We start from the raw sequence: 22,989 nt of genomic DNA, 5'->3' as shown, positions 1-22,989 counted from the left end.
TTTAAGGAGCGGGAGTATACCCGATTCAGTCCTGCGCACGCCCCCTGGAGCCTTATGCCACGCTGCTTTTGGTGTTCCGACGATCCGCTGTACATGGCTTATCACGATCAGGAGTGGGGCGTGCCGCTGCGGGATGGGCAGCGTCTGTTCGAGTTGTTATTGCTCGAAGGGTTCCAGGCCGGGCTGTCCTGGATCACCGTGCTGAAGAAGCGCGAGCGCTATCGCCAGGTGCTGTTCGGCTTCGATGTGCAGCGCGTGGCGCAGATGAGCGACGCCGAGATCGAAGACCTGATGCAAGATCCCGGCATCATCCGCAACCGCCTCAAGCTCAATGCCGCCCGGCGCAACGCCCAGGCCTGGCTGGAGCTGGAAGACCCGGTGGCCTTTCTCTGGTCCTTCGTCGGCGGCGAGCCGAAGATCAATCATTTCAACGACCGCAGCGAAGTGCCGGCGGTGACCCCGGAGGCCGAAGCCATGAGCCGCGGCCTGCAGAAAGCCGGCTTCACCTTCGTCGGACCGACCATCTGCTACGCGCTGATGCAGGCGTCGGGCATGGTCATGGATCACACCCGCGACTGTGATCGCTACGCCATCCTGGCCCACGCGCGGTTAGAATAGCCGGCTCGCGACACGCTTCATGACCGACAGATCAGGAGTCATTTGTGGATAAGTTCAAAGGCGCCCTGCTGGTGGGCGCTCTGCGGTTGTTTGCCCTGCTGCCCTGGCGCGCGGTGCAGGCGGTCGGCGCGGCCATCGGCTGGATCATGTGGAAGACCCCCAATCGTTCCCGCGACGTGGTGCGCATCAACCTGGCCAAATGTTTTCCACAGATGGACCCCGCCGAGCGCGAGCGCCTGGTAGGCCAGAGCCTGAAAGACATCGGCAAATCCCTGACCGAAAGCGCCTGCGCCTGGATCTGGCCGGCGGAGCGCTCCCTCGCCCTGGTGCGCGAAGTCGAGGGCCTGGACGTACTCAAGGACGCCCTGGCCTCGGGCAAGGGCGTGGTCGGCATCACCAGCCACCTGGGCAACTGGGAAGTGCTCAACCACTTCTACTGCAGCCAGTGCAAACCGATCATTTTCTACCGTCCGCCCAAGCTCAAGGCGGTGGACGAACTGCTGCGCAAGCAGCGGGTGCAACTGGGCAACCGCGTGGCGGCCTCCACCAAGGAAGGCATCCTCAGCGTCATCAAGGAAGTGCGCAAAGGCGGTGCCGTGGGCATTCCCGCCGACCCGGAACCGGCCGAATCCGCCGGGATCTTCGTGCCCTTCTTCGCCACCCAGGCCCTGACCAGCAAGTTCGTGCCGAACATGCTGGCCGGCGGCAAGGCAGTGGGGGTGTTCCTCCATGCCCTGCGCCTGCCCGATGGCTCGGGCTACAAGGTGATCCTCGAAGCGGCGCCGCAAGAGATGTACAGCACCGATACCGAAACCTCCTGTGCGGCCATGAGCAAGGTGGTCGAGCGCTATGTCGGGGCGTATCCGAGCCAGTACATGTGGAGCATGAAACGCTTCAAGAAGCGCCCTCCGGGCGAGGCGCGCTGGTACTGACAGCGCTGGCACGATCTGTGGATAACCTTCGCGCAGGCGTTATCCACAGCACACAGAACAAGGGCGCAGAAGATGTCCGAGCACCGCAAATCGTTTCGCATCAAGATTTCCCACGAGAGCATTGGCGAATGCCTGGGGCAGACCCGCAACCTGTCTGCCAGTGGCGTCTATGTGCAAAACCCGGCCCTGGCGCAATTGCCCAAGGGCGCGGTGGTCTATGGCCAAGTGCAGGGCCTGCCGGCGGCGGCGCCCCGGGTGCGCATGGAAGTGGTCCAGGCGGACGCGGAAGGGATCGCCCTGCGCTACCTGTGAAATCGTCCTGTAGCCGCTGCCGAGCCCGCGAGGCTGGGAAAAGGACCCAAGGGCCTTGTTTGGCGATCTCTTGTCGAGCCTGTGTCGTCTCAAGATCTTTGCGTCCCTGCGGGCCGTTCGCAGCCTTCGGCAGCGGCTACAGGGGATAGAGGTCAGCCTTGAGACTGGCGGTCGAGTTTTTTCAGGAACACGGTCATTTCCTTTTCCGCCTGTTTGTCGCCATGGCCCCGGGCCGCTTCCAGTCCCTGCTCCCAGGCCTGGCGTGCCCCTTGAAGATCGCCCTGCCCCTGACAGGCCTTGCCCAGCAGCTTCCAGGCCGCTGAATACTTGGGATCGAAACTCACGCAGCGTTGCAGGTGCTCGGCCGCCCTGGCGAATTCGCCCTGATCCAGGTAACCCTTGCCCAGGCCGAAGCGCAGCAAGGCGTTATCCACACCCTTGGCGAGCATTTTTTCCAGCGATTCAAGCATCGTTGTCACTCCTGTGGACTCATGTAGCCGCTGCCGCAGGCTGCGCAGTCGATCGCAGCCTGCGGCAGCGGCTACACAATGGTTGATCAGAAAAAGCTCAGGCCCACGTGGAACAGCTTCTCCACGTCGCGAATGTGCTTTTTATCCACAAGGAACAGGATCACGTGGTCGCCGGCTTCGATCACCGTATCGTCGTGGGCGATCAGCACTTCTTCGTCACGGATGATGGCGCCGATGGTGGTGCCCGGCGGCAGGCCGATGTTCTCGATGGCGCGACCTATCACCTTGCTCGACTTGGCGTCGCCGTGGGCGATGGCCTCGATGGCTTCCGCCGCGCCGCGGCGCAGGGAGTGCACGCTGACGATGTCGCCGCGGCGCACGTGGGCCAGCAGGGTGCCGATGGTGGCCAGCTGCGGGCTGATGGCGATGTCGATGTCGCCGCCCTGGATCAGGTCGACGTAGGCCGGGTTGTTGATGATGGTCATGACCTTCTTCGCCCCCAGGCGCTTGGCCAGCAGCGAGGACATGATGTTGGCCTCGTCGTCGTTGGTCAGGGCCAGGAAAATGTCGGCGTCGGCGATGTTCTCTTCCAGCAGCAGGTCGCGGTCCGAGGCGCTGCCCTGCAGCACCACGGTGCTGTCCAGGGTGTCGGACAGGTAGCGGCAGCGGGCCGGGTTCATCTCGATGATCTTCACCTGGTAGCGGCTTTCGATGGCCTCGGCCAGGCGCTCGCCGATCTGCCCGCCACCGGCGATGACGATGCGCTTGTAGGATTCCTCCAGGCGGCGCATTTCGCTCATCACCGCGCGGATGTGGGCCTTGGCGGCGATGAAGAACACCTCGTCGTCGGCCTCGATCACCGTATCGCCCTTGGGCATGATCGGCCGGTCGCGCCGGAAGATCGCCGCCACCCGGGTGTCGACGTTGGGCATGTGCTCGCGCAGCTGACGCAGTTGCTGGCCCACCAGCGGGCCGCCGTAGTAGGCCTTGACCGCCACCAGTTGCGCCTTGCCTTCGGCGAAGTCGATCACTTGCAGGGCGCCGGGGTGTTCGATCAGGCGCTTGATGTAGAGGGTTACCACCTGCTCGGGGCTGATCAGCACGTCGACCGGGATCGCGTCGTTGTCGAACAGCCCGGCGCGGGTCAGGTAGGCGGATTCGCGCACCCGGGCGATCTTGGTCGGCGTGTTGAACAGGGTGTGGGCGACCTGGCAGGCGATCATGTTGGTTTCGTCGCTGTTGGTCACCGCCACCAGCATGTCGGCGTCGTCGGCTCCGGCCTGGCGCAGCACCGTGGGAAAGGAGCCGCGGCCTTGCACGGTGCGGATATCCAGGCGATCGCCGAGGCCGCGCAGGCGTTCGCCGTCGGTGTCCACCACGGTGATGTCGTTGGCTTCGCTGGCCAGGTGCTCCGCCAGTGTGCCGCCCACTTGCCCGGCGCCGAGGATGATGATTTTCATCCAGTCACTCCCTTAAAACCGTTTAGCCGCGTGCGGCGGCGATCTTGATCAGCTTGGCGTAGTAGAAACCGTCATGGCCGCCCTCTTGCGCCAGCAACTGGCGCCCGTGGGGCTGCTTGAGGCCGGCCGCAGGCTGCCCCAGTTGGCCGCCGATGTCCAATTCACGGGCGCCCGGGGTGCGCCCGAGGAAAGCCTCGATGACTTCGGTGTTCTCGGTGGGCAGGGTCGAGCAGGTGGCGTAGAGCAGGATGCCGCCCACTTCCAGGGTCTGCCACAGGGCGTCCAGCAGTTCGCCTTGCAGCTGCGCCAGGGCGGCGATGTCTTCCGGCTGGCGGGTCAGCTTGATGTCCGGGTGGCGACGGATCACCCCGGTGGCCGAGCACGGCGCGTCCAGCAGGATGCGCTGGAACGGCTGGCCGTCCCACCAGGCCTGGGTGTCGCGGCCGTCGGCGGCGATCAGCTGGGCATCGAGCTTCAGGCGGTCGAGGTTTTCCCGCACTCGCACCAGGCGCTTGGCCTCCAGGTCCACCGCCACCACGCCGGCCAGGGCCGGTTGCACTTCGAGGATGTGGCAGGTCTTGCCCCCCGGCGCGCAGCAGGCGTCCAGCACCCGCTGCCCCGGCGCCAACTCCAGCAGCTCGGCGGCCAGTTGCGCGGCTTCGTCCTGGACGCTGATCCAGCCTTCGGCAAAGCCCGGCAGGCCGCGAACATCGCCGGCTTCGTCGAGGACGATACCGTCCTGGCTGTAGACGCAGGCCCTGGCCGCCACACCCGCTTCGCTCAGCAGCTGCAGGTAGGCGTCCCGCGAATGATGCCGGCGATTGACCCGCAGGATCATCGGCGGGTGGGCGTTGTTGGCGGCGCAGATGGCCTCCCAGTGCTCGGGCCAGAAGGCCTTGAGGGACTTTTGCAGCCAGCGCGGGTGCGCGGTGCGCACCACCGGGTCGTGTTCCAGCTCGGCCAGCAGCGCCTCGCTTTCACGCTGGGCGCGGCGCAGCACGGCGTTGAGCAGGGCCTTGGCCCAGGGCTTTTTCAGCTTGTCGGCGCAACCCACGGTTTCGCCGATGGCGGCGTGGGCCGGCACCCGGGTGTAGAGCAGTTGATAGAGGCCCACCAGCAGCAGCGCCTCGACATCGGCGTCGGCGGCCTTGAAAGGCTTCTGCAGCAGTTTGGCCGCCAGCGCCGACAGCCGTGGCTGCCAGCGCGCGGTGCCGAAGGCCAGGTCCTGGGTGAAGCCGCGATCCCGGGCTTCGACCTTGTCCAGCTGGATCGGCAGCGAGCTGTTGAGCGAGGCCTTGCCGTTGAGTACCGCGGTCAGGGCCTTGGCGGCGGCCAGGCGCGGGTTCATTGGGCGTCCGCCGCTTGGCCGAGGACGGTGCCGAGGGCGAACTTCTCGCGGCGGCTGTTGAACAGGTCGCTGAAGTTCAGCGCCTTGCCGCCGGGCAGTTGCAGACGGGTCAGGCACAGCGCCTGCTCACCGCAGGCGACCAGCAGGCCGTCCTTGCTGGCGCCTAGGATCTCGCCCGGGGTGCCCCGGCCTGCGGCCAGGGTGGCGGCCAGGACTTTCAGGGCTTCGCCGTTCAAGGTGCTGTGGCAGATCGGCCAGGGGTTGAAGGCCCGGATCAGGCGTTCCAGCTCCACGGCCGGGCGGCTCCAGTCGATGCGCGCCTCGTCCTTGTTCAGCTTGTGGGCGTAGGTGGCCAGGCTGTCGTCCTGGACTTCGCCTTGCAGGGTGCCGGCGGCCAGGCCTTCGATGGCTTGCAGCACGGCCGGCGGGCCCAGCTCGGCCAGGCGGTCGTGCAGGCTGCCACCGGTGTCCTGGGCGCTGATCGGGGTGCTGACCTTGAGCAGCATCGGCCCGGTGTCCAGGCCGGCTTCCATGCGCATCACGGTCACGCCACTGGTTGCATCACCGGCTTCTACGGCGCGCTGGATCGGCGCGGCACCGCGCCAGCGCGGCAGCAGCGAGGCGTGGCTGTTGATGCAGCCCAGGCGCGGAATATCCAGTACCACCTGTGGCAGGATCAGGCCGTAGGCCACCACCACCATCAGGTCCGGCTTGAGCGCCGCCAGTTCGGCCTGGGCCTCGGCATTGCGCAGGGTGGGTGGTTGCAGCACCGGGATCTGCTGTTCCAGGGCCAGTTGCTTGACCGGGCTGGGCATCAGCTTCTGCCCGCGCCCCGCCGGACGGTCCGGCTGGGTGTAGACCGCGACAATCTGGTGAGGGCTGTCGAGCAGGGCCTTGAGGTGTTCGGCGGCGAATTCGGGGGTGCCGGCAAAGACGATGCGCAGTGGCTCAGTCATGAGAATTCTCGATGTTAAACATGCGGAAAAGAAAAAGGCTTGCCGTGGCAAGCCTTTGCAAGACGGTCATCAAGCCTGCTGGCGATGCTGCTTTTCCAGCTTCTTCTTGATCCGGTCACGCTTGAGCGTGGACAGGTAATCGACGAACAGCTTGCCGTTGAGGTGGTCGCATTCGTGCTGGATGCACACCGCCAGTAGTCCTTCGGCGATCAGTTCATAGGGCTGGCCGTCGCGGTCCAGGGCCTTGATCTTGACCCGTTGCGGGCGGTCGACGTTTTCATAGAAACCCGGCACCGACAGGCAGCCTTCCTGGTACTGGTCCATCTCGTCGGTCAGGGCTTCGAATTCGGGGTTGATGAACACCCGGGGCTCGCTGCGATCTTCGGACAGGTCCATGACCACGACGCGTTTGTGCACGTTGACCTGGGTCGCCGCCAGACCGATGCCTGGGGCCTCATACATTGTTTCAAACATGTCGTCGACCAACTGACGCACTTCGTCGTCCACTACGGCCACGGGTTTGGCGATAGTGCGCAGGCGCGGATCAGGGAATTCGAGGATGTTTAAAATGGCCATAAGCGTAATTGCTACACGTGTGAAGTAAGGGCGGAGTCGGCGCCCTGACAGGTCCTGGACCTGGGCCGCCGATGCAAAACGTGCTCTGCAAAGGAGCGAGCCGCGCAGGCTCTGGCGTTTTACGCGAGCGCACATAATAAAGGGATTCAGCCCCCGAGGAAATGACTGTTCGCCTTGCCGCCGTTGGGCTGGACCGCCATCGGTCGCCGCTGCAGGCCTGCTCCTGGGGGCGTGACCGAGGTCTGCTCAGCGAGCGCGACCAGCGTTTGGGCGCAGCGTCGGCGAAGTTGGCGGACCGTTTCCCGAGGGCGTCGGGAAACTTGTCCTCAACAAGTTACCAACAGACTTATCCACAGCTTGTTCCGGCGCTGACCGGACCTATGACGATCAAGGATGATCCATGTCGCACTCGATTAGTGCCGCCATTTCCCCCGCGGAACTGGAAGCCCGTTTACGTTTGCATGGCCTGCCCGGTCTGGGACCCAGGCGCTTTCAGCGCCTGCTCCAGGCCTTCGGTTCAGCCGCCAAAGCCCTCAGTGCACCGGCCGGTGCCTGGCATGCCCTGGGCCTGCCGGCCGCCTGCAGCGATGCCCGGCGCAGCGCCGAAGTGCGCGAGGGCGCTCGGCGTGCCTTGGCCTGGATAGACAACCAGGCCCAGCATTTACTGATGTGGGACCAGCCCGGCTACCCGGCCTTGCTGGCCCAGTTGGAGGATGCGCCGCCGCTGTTGTTCGTGGCCGGCGACCCTTCGACTCTGGAACGGCCGCAGCTGGCGATGGTGGGCAGCCGCCGCGCTTCGCCCCCGGGACTGGACACCGCGGCGGCGTTCGCCAGGAGCCTGGCCGGAGCCGGATTCGTGATCACCAGTGGTCTGGCCCTGGGCATCGATGGCGCAGCCCATCAGGCGGCACTGGCCGTTGGCGGGCACACGGTGGGGGTGCTGGGCACCGGCCTGGAAAATTTTTATCCACAGCGCCACCGAGCCTTGGCCCAGGCGATGATCGACCAGGGCAGCGCGGTGGTTTCCGAGTTCGCGCTGGACACCGGTCCGCGGGCGGAGCACTTCCCCCGGCGCAATCGGATCATCAGCGGCCTGTCCCTCGGCGTGCTGGTGGTGGAAGCCAGCGTGGCCAGCGGTTCCCTGATCACCGCCCGCCTGGCGGCGGAACAGGGCCGCGAGGTGTACGCGATTCCCGGTTCCATCCATCACCCCGGTGCGCGGGGCTGTCACCAGCTGATCCGTGATGGCGCGGTATTGGTGGAAAGCGTGCAGGACATTCTCGAAACCCTCAGGGGCTGGCAACACGTGGCACCGCCGGCCGCCGTGCCGGCCGAAACCGCCAGGCATCCGCTGCTGGCCCTGCTCCTGGCCGCGCCCCACAGCAGCGAGGCCCTGGCGCGGGCCAGCGGCTGGCCCCTACCGCGGGTGCTGGCGGCCTTGAGCGAGTTGGAGATCGACGGCCTTGCGGTCAATGAAAACGGCCGCTGGCTGGCACGCCTGGGGTCGAGTTGAGGGCGGTTGCGCGCTGTCGCCAAACCGCAACAGGCCCTAGGTTTTATAGGCAGGATCGGTAAACTGCGCACAGCTTTTATCTGGAGATTCGGCAATGGTCAGCAGTTGGCGTGTGCAACAAGCCGCACGAGAGATTCGCGCAGGGGCGGTGATTGCCTACCCAACCGAAGCGGTCTGGGGCCTGGGGTGCGATCCGTGGAACGAAGAGGCGGTGGATCGCCTGCTGGCGATCAAGTCACGCTCGGTGGACAAGGGCCTGATTCTGATCGCCGACAACATCCATCAGTTCGACTTTCTCTTCGAGGACTTCCCCGACACCTGGATCGAGCGCATGTCCAGCACCTGGCCGGGTCCCAACACCTGGCTGGTGCCCCATCAGAACCTGCTGCCGGAGTGGGTCACCGGGGTGCATGACACGGTGGCGTTGCGGGTCAGCGACCATCCGCTGGTGCGTGAACTGTGCGCGCTGGTGGGACCGCTGATTTCCACCTCGGCCAATCCCCAGGGGCGGCCGGCGGCGCGCACGCGGCTGCGCGTCGAGCAGTACTTCCGTGGGCAACTGGACCTGGTGCTCACCGGCAGCCTGGGCGGGCGCAAGAACCCGAGCCTGATCCGCGATCTGGCCACCGGCAGGGTGGTGCGGCCTTCCTGATTGCTGCGCCGGCTCCCACGGGTCATCGCGACGCGTGTTGCAGGAGCCGGCTGGCCGGCGAAGGCGCTTAGGGCAAGAGCACCGTCGAACCGGTGGTGCGCCGTGCCGACAGCTCGACATGGGCCTTGGCGGCATCCGCCAGGGCGAAGCGCTGGCCAATCTCGATCTTCAACTGACCGCTGGCGATCATGGCGAACAGATCGTCGGCCATGCGTTGCAGGTTCTCGGCGTTGTTGGCGTAGCTGGCCAGGGTCGGCCGGGTGACATACAGCGAGCCCTTGGCCGAGAGAATCCCCAGGTTCACCCCTTCCACCGCGCCCGAGGCATTGCCGAAGCTGACCATCAGCCCGCGGGGTGCCAGGCAATCCAGGGAAGTCAGCCAGGTGTCCTTGCCCACACCGTCGTAGACCACCGGGCACTTCTTGCCGTCGGTCAGTTCCAGCACCCGCTGGGCCACGTCTTCATGGCTGTAATCGATGGTTTCCCAGGCGCCCAGGGCCTTGGCGATGGCGGCTTTCTCCGGTGAGCTGACGGTGCCGATCAGTTTCACTCCCAGGGCCTTGGCCCACTGGCAGGCCAGGGAACCGACGCCGCCGGCGGCCGCGTGAAACAGCACGGTCTCGCCGCCCTTGAGTTCATAGGTCTGGCGCAGCAGGTACTGCACGGTCAGGCCCTTGAGCATCACCCCGGCCGCCTGTTCGAAGCTGATGGCGTCCGGCAGGTGCACCAGGTTGGCTTCGGGCAGCACGTGCACATCGCTGTAGGCACCCAGCGGGCCGCTGCCATAGGCCACCCGATCGCCGACCTTGAAGCGGGTCACCGCGCTGCCCACGGCTTCCACGACCCCGGCCCCTTCGGCGCCCAGGCCCGACGGAAGCGCCGGCGGTGCGTACAGGCCGCTGCGGAAATAGGTATCGATGAAGTTCAGGCCGATGGCCCGGTTGCTGACGCGAACCTGCTGCGGGCCCGGTTCGGCGGGCTGGTAATCCACATACTCGAGTACTTCGGGGCCGCCATGGGCGCGGAATTGGATACGTTTGGCCATCTGTACTCACTCCTTGGTCGTCGCGTGAAAGGGTTCTATCGGACTCCTCTGCTTGACCTTCGTCAACTGCGAGTGGACACAGTGCGGTGTTATGCTACGCGCCCATTTGCGCCGGCCCCGGTTTCATCCCTGGCGCCGCCTAGCTTTGCCCGATTCAAGGTGATGCCATGACTACCCGCACCGAGGCCGTAAAAGCCTACCTGCTCGACCTGCAAGACCGTATTTGCACTGCCCTGGAAAACGAAGACGGCGGCGCGCGCTTCATCGAGGATGCCTGGACCCGGCCTGCCGGCGGTGGCGGACGCACCCGGGTGATCGGTGGCGGTGCAGTGATCGAAAAGGGCGGGGTCAACTTCTCCCACGTGTTCGGCAGCGGCCTGCCGCCTTCGGCCAGTGCCCATCGTCCGGAACTGGCCGGTCGGGGTTTCGAGGCCCTGGGCGTGTCCCTGGTGATCCACCCGCACAACCCCCATGTGCCGACCTCCCACGCCAACGTGCGTTTCTTCATTGCCGAGAAGGAAGGTGAAGAACCGGTCTGGTGGTTCGGCGGCGGTTTCGACCTGACCCCCTACTACGGCAATGAAGAAGACTGCGTGCACTGGCACCAGGTCGCCGAACGCGCCTGCGCGCCTTTTGGCCCGGACGTCTACCCGCGCTACAAGGCCTGGTGCGACAGCTACTTCCACATCAAGCACCGCAACGAGCCCCGGGGCATCGGCGGCCTGTTCTTCGACGACTTGAACGAGTGGGACTTCGACACCTGCTTCGCCTTCATGCGCGCCATCGGCGATGCCTATATCAAGGCTTACCTGCCCATCGTCCAGCGCCGCAAGGCCGCGGCCTACACCGAGCAGCAGCGCGAGTTCCAGGAATTCCGCCGTGGCCGCTACGTGGAGTTCAACCTGGTCTACGACCGTGGCACCCTGTTCGGCCTGCAATCGGGCGGGCGTACCGAATCGATCCTCATGTCGCTGCCGCCGCAAGTGCGCTGGGGCTACGACTGGAAGGCCGAGCCGGGCACCGAAGAGGCGCGCCTGACCGAATACTTCCTGCAGGACCGCGACTGGCTGGCGGCCAGCCACTAACCCGCACCCACCGTGTAGGAGCCGGCTTGCCGGCGAAGAGGCCTTCAAGGCGGACGCGGCTCCTACCCGTGTGTGTTGAGCAAATGGGATGAGAGATGGACCAGTACGTTGTCTTTGGTAATCCGATCGGCCATAGCAAATCACCCTTGATCCACCGGCTGTTCGCCCAGCAGACCGGCCAGCAACTGGAATACAACACCCTGCTGGCGCCTCTGGACGACTTCGCCGGCGCTGCCCGCGATTTCTTCGCCCAGGGCCGCGGGGCCAACGTCACCGTGCCGTTCAAGGAAGACGCCTATCGCCTGTGCGACAGCCTGACCGAGCGTGCGCAACGTGCCGGCGCGGTGAACACCCTGAGCAAGCAGGCCGACGGCAGGCTGCTGGGAGACAACACAGACGGCGCCGGACTGGTGCGCGACCTGACGGTGAACGCCGGGGTCAGCCTCAAGGGCAAGCGCATCCTCCTCCTGGGAGCCGGGGGCGCCGTGCGTGGAGCCTTGGAGCCCCTGTTGGCGCAACAGCCGGCGTCGGTGGTGATTGCCAACCGCACCGTGGAAAAGGCCGAGCGGCTGGCGGAACTCTTTGCCGACCTGGGCCCGGTGTCGGCCAGTGGTTTCGACTGGCTGCAGGAGTCGGTGGACCTGATCATCAACGCCACCTCCGCCAGCCTGTCGGGCGAACTGCCGCCGATTGCCAGCAGCCTGATCGAACCGGGCAAGACGGTGTGCTACGACATGATGTACGCCAAGGAGCCGACGCCGTTCTGCCGTTGGGCCAGTGAACATGGCGCGGCGTTGGTGCTGGATGGCCTGGGCATGCTGGCCGAACAGGCGGCGGAAGCCTTCTACCTGTGGCGTGGTGTGCGCCCGGACAGCGCCCCGGTGCTGGCCGAACTGCGCCGCCAGTTGGCGCAGTAACCCCTCCCCCCTCGTAGGAGCTGGCTTGCCAGCGAAGGCGGCCTCAAGACTGGCGCCAGGTCCAAGGGCCTCTTCGCCGGCAAGCCGGCTCCTACGTCGAGTGTGGGCAAGACGCCTGCGGGTTCAGTCTTCGAAGTGGATCGGGCAGTGCTCCGGTCCTTCGAGCTTGATCAATTCCTCTTTCACCGCTTGCCGGGCCCGGCGCAGGGTCAGGCTGCGGTCCTGGCGTTTCAGTCGGCGCGCCTCCTGATGCAGCATCGCCACCCCTGAATAGTCGATGAAGTTGATCTGCCGGGCGTCGATCACCAGTTTCGGTGCGTGGCAGCGTTGCATGCGCACTTGCAGGTAATGACTGGCGCCAAAGAAGATCGAGCCGCCGACCCGCAGGACGTTGGCATCGCCCTCGCTGGACTGCTGCACCCGTGGTTGCGACGTGCGCTTGAGGTAGAAGAACAGCGACGCCAGGACCCCGGCATAGATCGCCGTCTGCAGCTCCAGGAGCAAGGTGGCGATGCAGGTCAGGCTCATCACCACAAATTCGGCGCGGCTGACCCGGAACAGGTCACGGATGCCCCGATGGTCCACCAGCCCCCAGCAGATCAGCAGGATGCTGCCGGCCATGGCCGGAATCGGGATGTGGGTGATCAGCCCGGCGCCGGCCACCGCGAACAGCGCCACCCACAACGCCGAGAACACCCCGGCCAGGGGCGAGCGGGCACCGGCTTCATAACTCAAGCCCGAGCGGGTGAAAGAGCCGGAGGACAGGTAGCCGGAGAAAAACGCCCCGACCATGTTCGACAGGCCCTGGGCGCGGACTTCCTGGTTGGCGTCGAGCAGTTGTTCCGAACGTGCCGACAGTGAGCGGGCAATCGACAGGCTGGTGACCAGCCCCAGCATCCCCACCGCCACGGCACTGGGCAGCAGCCGCAGGACCAGATCCAGGTCCAGTGGCAACGGGCTCAAGGGCGGTAGCCGGCCCACGAAGGCGCTGACCAATTTGACGTGGCCGAACACCCCCGGCAGCAACCAGACCACCAGCGCACTGAGCACCAGGCTGAGCAACAGGCTGGGCCAGCGTGGCGCCAGCAGCTTCAGGCCGAGGCCGACGATCAGGCTGCCCAGCCCCAGCAACAGCGAAGGCTTGTCCACAGCGTCCAGGTGTTCCAGCAGCAAGCTCAGGCTATTGAGGGCGGTGGCCTGGTTCGGCAGCTCCAGGCCCAGGAGGTTGGGCAATTGCCCCAGGGCAATCACCACCGCGGCACCGAGGGTGAAACCCAGCACCACCGAATGCGAGACGAAGTTCACCAGGGCGCCGAAACGCAGCAGCCCCAGCAGCCACTGGAAGATCCCCGCCAGCAGGGTCAGCAGCAGGATCAGGGTGACGTAGTCCTCGGACGCCGGCACCGCCAGGGGGCTGACGCTGGCATACAGCACGATGGAAATCGCTGCCGTGGGCCCGCAGATCAGGTGCCAGGACGAGCCCCAGAGGCAGGCCACCAGCACCGGGACTATGGCCGCGTACAGCCCGTACTCCGGCGGCAGGCCGGCAATCAGCGCATAGGCGATCGATTGCGGCAGGGCGAGGATCGCGCCACTGAGCCCCACCAGCAGATCACGACCGACGCTGGCGCGGGTCTGCTGGGGCAGCCAGCCGAGAAAAGGCAGAAGTGAATGGCGGTTGGGCCAGGCCATGGTTGCTCACGGATGGGGGAATTCGAGGGGGCCAGGGTAATGCATTGTCAGGCTTCGGGCATGTGGCGAGGCTGGCCCCTGATCCCGCAGGAGCCGGCGCACCTTGGGCTACAACTTGGCCTTCACCGCCGCCAGGGCCTCTTTGTCATCGATGGTCCGGACCCCTTCCAGCCATTGCTCCAGCACCGCCGGGTTGGCCTTGATCCAGGCCTTGGCGGCATCGGCGTTGCTGAGCTTGTTGTTCACCACCTCGGCCATGATGGCGTTCTCCATGTCCTGGGTGAACCGCAGGTTGCTCAGGAGCTTGCCGACGTTCGGGCAGGCCTGTGCATAACCCTTGCGGGTCAGGGTGTAGACGCTGCCGCTGGCGCCGAAGTACTGCTCGCCCCCGGTCAGGTAACGCATGTTCAGCTGCACGTTCATCGGGTGCGGGGTCCAGCCGAGGAAGGTCACGAAGCGCTGTTTTTTCGTGGCCCGGGACACCTCGGCGAGCATCGCCTGCTCGCTGGACTCGATCAGCTTCCACTGGCCTAGATTGAACTCGTTGTTCTTGATGATCGCCTGCAGCGACAGGTTGGCCGGAGCACCGGAGCCGATGCCGTAGATCTTCCTGTCGAACTTGTCGGCGAATGTGTTCAGGTCGGCGAAATCATGCACCCCGGCGTTCCACACGTAGTCCGGAACCGCCAGGGTGAACTCGGTGCCTTCCAGGTTCTTCGCCAGCTGGATCACCTCGCCATTGGCCACGAACTTGTCGTAGAAGCCCTGCTGCGCCGGCATCCAGTTGCCCAGGAACACATCCACCTGGCCGTCCTTGAGGCCGCCGTAGGTGATGGGCACCGCCAGGGTGTCGATCTTGGCCTTGTAGCCCATGCCCTCCAGCAGAAAGCTGGCGATGGCGTTGGTGGCGGCGATGTCGCTCCAGCCCGGATCGGCCATTTTCACGGTTGCGCACGAGTCGGCCCAGGCGGTTGCGCTGCCCAGAGCCAGGAACCCGACGGCCAGCGCTGTGGATAACGTTTGCATGCTCTTCCCCTTGGATTATTGGTGTTGGCAGGGTTGTGGATAACGTGCCTTGCGCTCCAGATCGTCGAGGTCGATGTGGTTGCGCATGTATTGCGCACTGGCGTCGACCAGGGGCTGGTGATCCCAGCTCTTGCGCGTGCCCCGGTTCAGGGCGTCGGCCACCAGGCGGCGACGGCGCTGGCTGGCCAGGACCTGTTGGTGAATGGCCGGGATGTCCCACTTGGCCCGGGCCTCGGCGAGGAAGGCGTCGAACAGCGCTCGATGCTCGGCCGACTGGCTGAGGTCGATACGCTCTTGCGGGTCGTGGGCGACATCGAAGAGCAGGCACGGGTCGTCTTCGCTGTAGATGAATTTGTAGGCGCCCCGGCGAATCATCATCAGCGGGCTGATGGTGCCCTCGGCCATGTATTCGCCGAACACCTCATCGTGGCCGCCCTGCCCCAGCAGATGGGGGACCAGGGAGCGGCCGTCCAGGGGCAGGTTGGGCTCCACATGGCCGCCGGCCAGTTCCACCAGGGTCGGCAGCAGGTCGGCGGTGGACACCGCGGCGCCGACCCGCCCGGCGCCGACCCGCCCGGCGGCGAACTGCCCCGGTGCGCAGATCAGCAGCGGCACCCGGGCGGCCATCTCGAACCAGTGCATTTTGTACCAGAGGCCACGCTCGCCGAGCATGTCGCCGTGGTCGCCGGAAAACACGATCAACGTGTCGTCCGCCAGCCCGGTGTCTTCCAGGGTCTGCAGCAGCTTGCCGACGTTGCTGTCGATGTAGCTGCAGGCGCCGAAGTAGGCCCGCCGCGCGTCGCGGATCTTATCCACAGGCAGCGGCTTGTCCCACAGGTCGTAGACCTTGAGCAGGCGCTGGGAGTGCGGGTCCAGCTCGCTCTGGGGCGGGGTCTGGGGCAGTGGAATGTCGTCGTCGCGGTACAGGTCCCAGAACGCCTTGGGAATGGTGTAGGGATCGTGGGGATGGGTCATGGACACGGTGAGGCAGAACGGCTGGTCGCCGCCCGCGCGAACGTGGTCGAACAGGTATTGCCGGGCCTTGAACACCACCTCTTCGTCGAAATCCAGTTGGTTGGTGCGCACGCAAGGGCCGGCCTGCAGCACCGAGGACATGTTGTGGTACCAGCTGGGGCGCACCTGAGGCTCATCCCAGTTCACCGCCCAGCCGTAGTCGGCGGGGTAGATGTCGGTGGTCAGGCGTTCTTCGTAGCCGTGCAACTGGTCCGGGCCGCAGAAGTGCATCTTGCCCGACAGCGCGGTGCGATAGCCCAGGCGCCGCAGGTAGTGGGCATAGGTGGGCACGTCGGCGGGAAAGTCCGCGGCGTTGTCGTAGGCGCCGATCTTGCTCGGCAACTGGCCGCTGACCAGGGTGAAGCGCGAGGGCGCGCACAGCGGGCTGTTGCAGTAGGCGGCGTCGAACACCACGCCCCGGGCGGCCAGGCGGCTGAGGTGCGGCAGCTGGATCGGCGATGGACCGTAGAACGGCAGCAAGGGCGCGGCCATCTGGTCGGCCATGATGAAAAGAATGTTCTTGCGCTTCATGGGTTCGCGGCATTCCATAGTCGACGGTTATGCGAAAGTGCTGCGATCGAGCATGGATTCCATGTCTTTGGCGGTAAAGCCCATGTGCGGCAATGACTAGGATAAGCAGCGCTTATGTATGAAGCCCTTGGTGACCTGTCCCTGGACCTGCTCCGGGTGTTTGAAGCGGCCGCGCGTCTGCGCAGCTTCACCGCAGCGGCGGTGGAACTGGGCACTACCCAGCCGGCCATCAGCCAGCAGATCAAGCGCCTGGAAGAGCAGTTGCAGGTGCGCCTGTTCGACCGCATCTACCGCGGCATCGAACTGACCGAGTCCGGCGCGCTGTTGCTGGAACAGGTACAGGCCGGCCTGCAGAGCATCGACGCCGGCCTCACGGCCCTGGCCCAGCAGCATCAGCATGAGGTGTTGCAGGTGGCCACGGATTTCGCCTTCGCCGCCTACTGGCTGATGCCGCGCCTGCATCGTTTCCATCAGGCCAACCCCCAGGTGGACGTCAGCCTGGTGACCAGTGAACGCAGCCACAGCATGTTGCGCAGCGATATCGATGTGGCGGTGCTGTTCGGCGACGGACGTTTCAAGCATGGCGAAAGCCACTGGCTGTTCAGCGAGGAAGTGTTTCCGGTGTGCAGCCCGCTGCTGCTCAAGGAGCGCCTGGCGCCCCTGCCCGCCCAGGCCCTGCTGGAGATGCCGCTGCTGCACCTGCGGGGGGAAAACGCCAGTCACTGGTTCGACTGGAGCGGGGTGTTCCGCGAACTGGGCCTGGCCGGCGCCCCGCCCCCGGGGCAATTGCGTTTCGACAATTACACCCTGCTGATCCAGGCGGCCATCGGCGGCCAAGGCGTGGCCATCGGCTGGCGTCATCTGGTGGACGATCTGCTGGCACAGGGGCTGTTGTGCCGGCCGATCGCCCAGAGTGCGCTGTCCGCCTACGGCTATTACGTGGTGCTGCCGCCGCGCAAGCGTCGCGGACCGTTGATCCAGCGCTTCGTCGACTGGCTGATGGCCGAGCAGGCCGGCAGTGCCCATTCCCTCAGGGGGCTGGCGTTGCCGTCCATTGCCCTGTAGACGGCACCTTGAACAGGCTCCACAGGGACAGTGCGCCGTTGCCCAGGCACACCAGCGCCAGCGATACCACCGCGAGGAAGGCCAGGTATTCCCAGCCGCCCCCCGGGCTGGTGTAGATCCAGCCGTGGGCGCCGTGGACGAAGACGATCGCCCCCAGCAGCATCGGCATCAGCCCCAGGGCGATCCAGCGCACGCCGACTCCGAGGATCAGCAGCAAGCCCCCCACCAGCTCGGCGCACACCGCCGGGTAGGTCAGCCACTCGGGCATGCCGGTGGCGCCGAACAGCTTGAGGGTGCCCGGCCAGCCCAGGACCAGGATCTTGAACAGGGCGTGGGCGACGTACATGGCGCCCAGGGCCAGGCGCAGGAACAGGGCGGCCCATTGTTCCGGTGCCTGGAGCGGCGATCTGATTGGGAGTGCAGGCATATGACAAGTCCTTGTGTGGTTGGGAAGGTTGCGGATTGCTGAGTGTCCGGCGGTCAAACGATGGCCACCGAGGCGCCGACCAGTAACAGCACGCCGATGTGGACGTTGCTGCGAAACAGGTGGTTGCAGGGCTCCGGGTGGTCCGGGCTGAACAGGCTGAGTTGGTAGGCCAGGGCCAGGGCGATTGGCAGCAGCAGGATGAAAAAGCCCGGGTTGGCACCGGCCAGCAGGCCCGCGCCGCACCAGCACAGCAGGGTCATGGCGTAGAACCCGGCGATCCAGGTCCTGCCCCGTTCGGCGAACAGCGTGGCGGTGGAGCGCAGGCCCATGTTCAGGTCGTCCTCACGGTCGCTGTAGGCATAGAGGGTGTCGTAGCCCAACTGCCAGAACAGGCAGCCCAGCCACAGCGCCAGCGCACTGGGTTGCAGGCTGCCGGTGGTTTCCACGCTGGCCATGAGCACGCCCCAGTTGAACACCGCGCCGAGAAACGCCTGGGGCCAGTGGGTGAAGCGCTTGAACAGCGGATAGACCAGGGTCAGGGGCACGCAGCACAGGGCCAGCAGCACCGTCGCCGGTTGCAGAAGCGGCAGCAACCCGGCGGCCAGCAGCAACGTCACGGCCAGGCAGGCCAGGGCTTGGGCGAGGCTCAGCGAACCCTGGGCCAGGGGCCGCTGGCGGGTGCGGTTGACCCGGGCGTCGAAGCCGCGATCGAGGATGTCGTTGATGCAGCAGCCGGCACTGCGCATCAGCAGGGCGCCGAGGGCGAACACCAGCACGGTGCCGACCGGGGGAATGCGCCCGGCGCAGAGGATAAGCGCGGCCAGGGCTGGCAGCAGGGTCAGCCAGGTGCCGATGGGCCGGTCCAGGCGCATCAGGCGGGCGTAGGCCTGCCAGGATCGCGGCAGGCGGGTCGCGACCCAGTCATGGGCGCGGATGTCATTGAGGTCGGGGCTTGCGGGCATCTTCGGTCCCTGAATGTGAGCACGGTGTTGATCACGACCCAGCGCTTTCAAGTGTTCAAAAAACACTCAGGCCGGTGGCGGTCACTGAACGTCGGGCAAGCCGCTGCCGTGATCGCACGGGTTGATTTTCAGTGCCATCTGCTTGCTGGTCGGATGCGCTAAAGTTGCCCGCCCCCGCCCGTTGCGGCAAGGGAACAATCCGCAATAGCCTCCTGCAGGATCTGCAATATGCTCCGTGATGAAGTGCCCCGCGTTCCGCGTATCGACCTCAACCTGCTGCGGGTTTTCGATGCGGTCTATGAGGACCGCAGCATCCTGCTGGCCAGCAAGCGCCTGCATCTGAGCCAGTCGGCGGTCAGCCATGCCCTGACCCGGCTGCGCGAGTCCTTGCAGGACGAGCTGTTCATTCGCACGGCCAAGGGCATGCAGCCGTCGGCCCGGGCCGAGGCGATTGCCGGCCCGCTGCGCGAGGCGCTGCTGACCATTCAACACACGGTCGGCGTGGAGCCATTCGACCCCGCCCGCGCGACGCGTACCTTCACCCTGGCGGCCAACGACTACCTGAGTTCGGTGCTGTTGGCGCCCTTGCTGCGGCGCCTGGCCCAGGTGGCGCCGGGGGTGGATCTGGTGGTGCGTCCGGCGACCCGCCTGGACCTGGCCGAGCAGATCGATGTCGGACGTATCGATCTGGCCGTCGGGGTGTTTGCCGAGTTGCCGCAGCGGGTGCACAGCGCCTGTCTCTGGCGGCAGCAGGATGAGTTGCTGATGTGCCCCGAGCATCCCTTGCTCGACCTGCCCGTACTGACGCTTGAGGCCCTGGCGGACCAGCCGTTGATCACGCTGTCGGTGGGCGGGCAGGAGGAAGGCGCGGTCAACGGCTACATTCTCGAGCGCGGCATTGCCCGGCAGTCGGAGATGTTCGATCGCCAGCGCCTGGAGCAGGCACTGGCGGCGATTGGCCGGCGTCCCCAGTACAAGGTCACCCTGCCCCATGCCCTGGTGCTGCCGCAGTTGCTGGAGCAGTCGCGCCTGGTGGCGATTGTGCCGGAACCCTTGGCCCGGGCCTTCGAACAGCGTTTTGGCCTGTGCCGGCGGGCGCTGCCGCTGGCGGTCGAGCCCTCATCGCTGCTGGCGATCTGGCACGGGCGCAACAGTGCCGACCCGGCCCATCTCTGGCTGCGCCAGCAACTGCTGGAGGTGGCGGCGACGCTGGCGCAAGCGCTTTGAGCCGGTCGGCTTTCGGTGTTTTCATGGGGCCGGTGTTTTCTTCACAGCGGGTGTTCTGCATCTGTGGCGAGCCTTGAGGGCTCGTCTTTATCGCGAGGCTTTGCATGCAACGGATCAAGGGCTATCACGCCCATGTCTACTTTGACGCCAGCACCCTCGAGCGCGCCCGGGCCTTGTGCGAACAGGCGGCGCAGTTGTTCGAGCTGAAAATGGGCCGGGTGCACCAGCGGCCGGTTGGACCGCATCCGGACTGGAGCTGCCAGCTGGCGTTCGCGCCAGAGGTGTTTGCCCAGGTGGTGCCGTGGCTGGCCCTCAACCGTCAGGGGCTGGTGGTGTTCCTGCACCCGGACACCGGGGACGATCTGCGGGATCACACCGATCATGCGATCTGGATGGGGGCCATGCGGCCGCTGGATCTGACAGGGTTCTGAGGGGGCGCCTGGCCGGGCAGCCGGCTCCCGCGGGGGAGTCGGCTGGTTGAAAAACGATCAGTAGAGCACGCCGTCGAGGATCTCGTAGACGATGCCGGTGCCCACGGCCATCAGGAAGATATCGCCGCCCATGCGTCGCCATTCATAGCCCGGGTAGACCGGCAGGCGTGACAGGGCACGCCCATCCAGGCGTTCGCCGTAGTAGCCGCGGGGCAAGGGTTGGCCGCGCACCAGGCGGATGCCGGGAGGTGGAGGGGCGCCCCGCACGAAGTAGCCGCGATTGTCGTGGATGGTCTGGCGTACCGGGCCGAAGTCCCGCGGTGGGCCACCGCGCCGGTCGTTGTCCGGACCGCGGTGTTCGTTGCCTCGATTGTCCCAATGGCCCGGCGGTGGTCCTCCACGATCATCGCCATGGCCATGGTCGCCGCGTTCGTCGGCCATCACGTGCAGCAACGGGCTGGCGCCGAGCAGCAGCACCACGGCTCCGGCAATCAGACGTTTGGGCATTTTCATCAGGCATTCCTCGCAGCACAAACAACAAAAAGGGTTTCAGAACAGCGGTTCTGAAACCCTCGGTCTTGTCTGTTTAGTGTGCGTCCAGAGGCGCTAATTCCTCTGTATCAGGAACTTTACCCTCAGCTGACCCGGGCCTTACGTACGCCTTCGGCCAGGGCCGCGCACAGGCTCAGGACACCGTCCACCGCTTGCTCGGAAGACTCGGCATGGGCGATGTGGTCGATCAGCGCCGAGCCCACCACCACGCCGTCCGCCAGACGGGCGATGGCGGCCGCTTGCTCCGGGGTACGGATGCCGAAACCGATGCTGATCGGCAGCTCGGTGTGGCGGCGCAGGCGGGCCACGGCTTCTTCCACGTGTTCCAGGGTGGCGGCGCCGGCACCGGTCACGCCGGCCACCGAGACGTAGTAGACAAAGCCGGAACTGCCGTCGAGGACCTTGGGCAGGCGCGCATCGTCGGTGGTTGGGGTGGTGAGGCGGATGAAGTCGATGCCGGCGGCCTGGGCCGGGTCGCACAGCTCGCTGTTATGTTCCGGCGGCATGTCCACCACGATCAGGCCGTCGACCCCGGCGGCCTTGGCGTCGGCAATGAAGCGCGGCACGCCGTAGTGGTGGATCGGGTTGAAGTAGCCCATCAGCACCAGCGGGGTGTCGCTGTTGCCTGCGCGGAACTCGCGGACCATCTGCAGGGTTTTCGCCAGGTTTTGCTTGGCGCCCAGGGCGCGGATGTTGGCCAGCTGGATCGCCGGGCCGTCGGCCATCGGGTCGGTGAAGGGCATGCCCAGTTCGATCACGTCGGCGCCCGCCGCGGGCAGGCCCTTGAGGATCGCCAGGGAGGTGTCGTAATTGGGGTCGCCGGCGGTGACGAAGGTCACCAGGGCCGCGCGGTTCTGTTGCTTCAGCTCGGCAAAGCGGGTTTGCAGGCGGCTCATCAGTGTTTCTCCTGCTGGGACTGTTGCATGTGGTGCATGACGGTCTGCATGTCTTTGTCGCCACGGCCCGAGAGGTTGACCACCATCAGGTGATCCTTGGGCAGGGTCGGCGCGCGCTTGAACACTTCGGCCAGGGCGTGGGCGCTTTCCAGGGCCGGGATGATGCCTTCCAGGCGGCAGCACTGGTGGAACGCGGCCAGGGCTTCGTCGTCGGTCACCGAGGTGTATTCGACGCGGCCGATATCGTGCAACCAGGCGTGTTCCGGGCCGATGCCGGGGTAGTCGAGGCCGGCGGAAATCGAGTGGGCGTCGATGATCTGGCCATCGTCGTCCTGCAGCAGGAAGGTGCGGTTGCCGTGCAGCACGCCCGGTACGCCGCCGTTGAGGCTGGCGGCATGCTTGCCGGTCTCGATGCCGTAGCCGGCGGCTTCGACGCCGATGATCTGCACGCTTTTATCGTCGAGGAACGGGTGGAACAGGCCCATGGCGTTGGAGCCGCCGCCGATGCACGCCACCAGGCTGTCCGGCAGGCGGCCTTCCTGGGCTTGCAGCTGTTCGCGGGTTTCCTTGCCGATCACCGCCTGGAAGTCGCGGACCATGGCCGGGTACGGGTGCGGACCGGCCACGGTGCCGATCAGGTAGAAGGTGCTGTCGACGTTGGTCACCCAGTCGCGCAGGGCTTCGTTCATGGCGTCTTTCAGGGTGCCGGTGCCGGCCACGACCGGGATCACTTCGGCGCCCAGCAGCTTCATGCGGAACACGTTGGCCTGCTGGCGCTCGATGTCGGTGGTGCCCATGTAGATCACGCATTCCAGGCCAAAGCGCGCGGCCACGGTGGCGGTGGCCACGCCGTGCATGCCGGCGCCGGTCTCGGCGATGATGCGTTTCTTGCCCATGCGCCGGGCCAGGAGGATCTGGCCGATGCAGTTGTTGATCTTGTGCGCGCCGGTGTGGTTCAGCTCTTCGCGCTTGAGGTAGATCTTGGCGCCGCCGCAGTGTTCGGTCAGGCGTTCGGCGAAGTACAGCGGGCTTGGGCGGCCGACGTAGTCGCGCTGGAAGTAGGCCAGCTCCTTGAGGAACTCGGGATCTTCCTTGGCCTTTTCGTATTCGCGGGCCAGGTCGAGGATCAGCGGCATCAGGGTTTCGGCCACGTAACGGCCGCCGAACGCGCCGAACAGGCCGTTGTCGTCTGGACCATTACGCAATTGGGACTGAGTCATTGCAGCGCTCCCGGGCAAGGGTGGGGAAAGACAAATTCGTGGAAGGACAATGGGGCTCACTC

24 protein-coding genes are annotated in these 22,989 nt (G+C 65.9%); 10 read left to right on the top strand and 14 right to left on the bottom strand.

The features are described 5' to 3' along the window. Positions 1-54: 54 nt before the first annotated feature. The 3 genes from tag (at position 55) to L1O02_RS30845 (ending at position 1,862) form a co-directional block, all read left to right on the top strand. A complete protein-coding gene (gene tag, locus L1O02_RS30855; RefSeq protein WP_060842049.1) occupies positions 55-618 on the top strand; it encodes a DNA-3-methyladenine glycosylase I in 564 nt (187 codons plus the stop codon). 44 nt (positions 619-662) lie between these two features. Further along, entirely contained in the window at positions 663-1,550 is an 888-nt protein-coding gene (locus tag L1O02_RS30850; RefSeq protein ID WP_060836824.1) for a lysophospholipid acyltransferase, read from the top strand. A 72-nt stretch (positions 1,551-1,622) separates the two neighbouring features. Continuing rightward, positions 1,623-1,862, top strand: coding sequence for a PilZ domain-containing protein (locus L1O02_RS30845; RefSeq protein WP_060836825.1), 240 nt, complete (start codon positions 1,623-1,625; stop codon positions 1,860-1,862). Between the two features lie 152 nt (positions 1,863-2,014). Here the strand turns inward: L1O02_RS30845 and L1O02_RS30840 are convergent, their stop codons facing one another. The 5 genes from L1O02_RS30840 to def form a co-directional block, all read right to left on the bottom strand. Next, complete coding sequence (locus L1O02_RS30840; protein ID WP_060842050.1) at positions 2,015-2,332, bottom strand: tetratricopeptide repeat protein; 318 nt, start codon at positions 2,330-2,332, stop codon at positions 2,015-2,017. Positions 2,333-2,418: 86 nt separating this feature from the next. After that, entirely contained in the window at positions 2,419-3,792 is a 1,374-nt protein-coding gene (gene trkA, locus L1O02_RS30835) for a Trk system potassium transporter TrkA (RefSeq protein ID WP_060836827.1), read from the bottom strand. Positions 3,793-3,814: 22 nt separating this feature from the next. Beyond that, the gene (gene rsmB, locus L1O02_RS30830) at positions 3,815-5,140 is read right to left on the bottom strand and encodes a 16S rRNA (cytosine(967)-C(5))-methyltransferase RsmB (RefSeq protein ID WP_060836828.1); all 1,326 of its coding nucleotides are present in this window, start codon (positions 5,138-5,140) and stop codon (positions 3,815-3,817) included. Next, the gene (fmt, locus tag L1O02_RS30825) at positions 5,137-6,096 is read right to left on the bottom strand and encodes a methionyl-tRNA formyltransferase (protein ID WP_235759336.1); all 960 of its coding nucleotides are present in this window, start codon (positions 6,094-6,096) and stop codon (positions 5,137-5,139) included. The genes rsmB and fmt overlap by 4 nt, the downstream gene beginning before the upstream one ends. A 69-nt stretch (positions 6,097-6,165) precedes the next feature. Continuing rightward, complete coding sequence (gene def / locus L1O02_RS30820) at positions 6,166-6,672, bottom strand: peptide deformylase (protein ID WP_011058411.1); 507 nt, start codon at positions 6,670-6,672, stop codon at positions 6,166-6,168. A 400-nt stretch (positions 6,673-7,072) separates the two neighbouring features. Between def and dprA the strand changes: the two genes are divergently transcribed. Further along, entirely contained in the window at positions 7,073-8,185 is a 1,113-nt protein-coding gene (dprA, locus tag L1O02_RS30815; RefSeq protein WP_060842052.1) for a DNA-processing protein DprA, read from the top strand. Between the two features lie 94 nt (positions 8,186-8,279). Next, positions 8,280-8,837 (top strand): L-threonylcarbamoyladenylate synthase, encoded by a 558-nt coding sequence (locus tag L1O02_RS30810; RefSeq protein ID WP_060836831.1) that lies wholly within the window; start codon positions 8,280-8,282, stop codon positions 8,835-8,837. Positions 8,838-8,904: 67 nt separating this feature from the next. Here the strand turns inward: L1O02_RS30810 and L1O02_RS30805 are convergent, their stop codons facing one another. Further along, complete coding sequence (locus L1O02_RS30805; protein WP_108544942.1) at positions 8,905-9,882, bottom strand: NADPH:quinone reductase; 978 nt, start codon at positions 9,880-9,882, stop codon at positions 8,905-8,907. Between the two features lie 167 nt (positions 9,883-10,049). Here L1O02_RS30805 and hemF point away from each other — a divergent pair, with 167 nt between their 5' ends. Further along, positions 10,050-10,967: an oxygen-dependent coproporphyrinogen oxidase gene (gene hemF, locus L1O02_RS30800; protein WP_108544941.1), complete on the top strand. Its 918-nt coding sequence runs from the start codon at positions 10,050-10,052 to the stop codon at positions 10,965-10,967. 95 nt (positions 10,968-11,062) lie between these two features. After that, the gene (aroE, locus tag L1O02_RS30795; RefSeq protein WP_235759334.1) at positions 11,063-11,884 is read left to right on the top strand and encodes a shikimate dehydrogenase; all 822 of its coding nucleotides are present in this window, start codon (positions 11,063-11,065) and stop codon (positions 11,882-11,884) included. Positions 11,885-12,007: 123 nt separating this feature from the next. Here the strand turns inward: aroE and L1O02_RS30790 are convergent, their stop codons facing one another. The 3 genes from L1O02_RS30790 to betC all read right to left on the bottom strand — a co-directional run bounded on the left by L1O02_RS30790 (position 12,008) and on the right by betC (position 16,147). Beyond that, on the bottom strand, positions 12,008-13,576 hold the full coding sequence (locus L1O02_RS30790; protein WP_235759332.1) for a SulP family inorganic anion transporter: 1,569 nt from the start codon (positions 13,574-13,576) through the stop codon (positions 12,008-12,010). A 108-nt stretch (positions 13,577-13,684) separates the two neighbouring features. After that, on the bottom strand, positions 13,685-14,602 hold the full coding sequence (gene choX, locus L1O02_RS30785; RefSeq protein ID WP_235759330.1) for a choline ABC transporter substrate-binding protein: 918 nt from the start codon (positions 14,600-14,602) through the stop codon (positions 13,685-13,687). A 15-nt stretch (positions 14,603-14,617) separates the two neighbouring features. Next, positions 14,618-16,147 (bottom strand): choline-sulfatase, encoded by a 1,530-nt coding sequence (gene betC / locus L1O02_RS30780; protein WP_235759328.1) that lies wholly within the window; start codon positions 16,145-16,147, stop codon positions 14,618-14,620. Positions 16,148-16,261: 114 nt separating this feature from the next. Between betC and L1O02_RS30775 the strand changes: the two genes are divergently transcribed. Then, a complete protein-coding gene (locus L1O02_RS30775; RefSeq protein WP_235759326.1) occupies positions 16,262-17,212 on the top strand; it encodes a LysR family transcriptional regulator in 951 nt (316 codons plus the stop codon). On the opposite strand, the gene L1O02_RS30770 is transcribed toward L1O02_RS30775, so the two are convergent. Both L1O02_RS30770 and ubiA read right to left on the bottom strand, forming a co-directional pair. Next, positions 17,178-17,639, bottom strand: a complete 462-nt coding sequence (locus L1O02_RS30770; protein WP_060836839.1) for a DoxX family protein — start codon at positions 17,637-17,639, stop codon at positions 17,178-17,180. The genes L1O02_RS30775 and L1O02_RS30770 overlap by 35 nt on opposite strands. 53 nt (positions 17,640-17,692) lie before the next feature. After that, a complete protein-coding gene (gene ubiA / locus L1O02_RS30765) occupies positions 17,693-18,601 on the bottom strand; it encodes a 4-hydroxybenzoate octaprenyltransferase (RefSeq protein WP_235759324.1) in 909 nt (302 codons plus the stop codon). 228 nt (positions 18,602-18,829) lie between these two features. On the opposite strand from ubiA, the gene L1O02_RS30760 reads away from it, so the two are divergent. Together L1O02_RS30760 and L1O02_RS30755 are read left to right on the top strand one after the other, a co-directional pair. Then, positions 18,830-19,828, top strand: a complete 999-nt coding sequence (locus L1O02_RS30760; RefSeq protein ID WP_060836841.1) for a LysR family transcriptional regulator — start codon at positions 18,830-18,832, stop codon at positions 19,826-19,828. A 104-nt stretch (positions 19,829-19,932) separates the two neighbouring features. Then, the gene (locus tag L1O02_RS30755; RefSeq protein WP_060836842.1) at positions 19,933-20,259 is read left to right on the top strand and encodes a DOPA 4,5-dioxygenase family protein; all 327 of its coding nucleotides are present in this window, start codon (positions 19,933-19,935) and stop codon (positions 20,257-20,259) included. Positions 20,260-20,316: 57 nt separating this feature from the next. On the opposite strand, the gene L1O02_RS30750 is transcribed toward L1O02_RS30755, so the two are convergent. The 3 genes from L1O02_RS30750 to trpB all read right to left on the bottom strand — a co-directional run bounded on the left by L1O02_RS30750 (position 20,317) and on the right by trpB (position 22,927). Then, on the bottom strand, positions 20,317-20,772 hold the full coding sequence (locus L1O02_RS30750; protein WP_060842060.1) for an anti-virulence regulator CigR family protein: 456 nt from the start codon (positions 20,770-20,772) through the stop codon (positions 20,317-20,319). Positions 20,773-20,894: 122 nt separating this feature from the next. Then, complete coding sequence (gene trpA / locus L1O02_RS30745) at positions 20,895-21,707, bottom strand: tryptophan synthase subunit alpha (protein WP_060836844.1); 813 nt, start codon at positions 21,705-21,707, stop codon at positions 20,895-20,897. Further along, the gene (gene trpB, locus L1O02_RS30740) at positions 21,707-22,927 is read right to left on the bottom strand and encodes a tryptophan synthase subunit beta (protein WP_060836845.1); all 1,221 of its coding nucleotides are present in this window, start codon (positions 22,925-22,927) and stop codon (positions 21,707-21,709) included. The genes trpA and trpB overlap by 1 nt, the downstream gene beginning before the upstream one ends. Positions 22,928-22,989: the final 62 nt, after the last annotated feature.

Source organism: Pseudomonas sp. BC42 (genome assembly GCF_021560055.1).
In the GTDB taxonomy this organism is placed as follows: Bacteria; Pseudomonadota; Gammaproteobacteria; order Pseudomonadales; family Pseudomonadaceae; genus Aquipseudomonas.
Note: the sequence above shows the minus strand (reverse complement) of the source record. Positions and strands in the feature narration are given on the sequence as shown.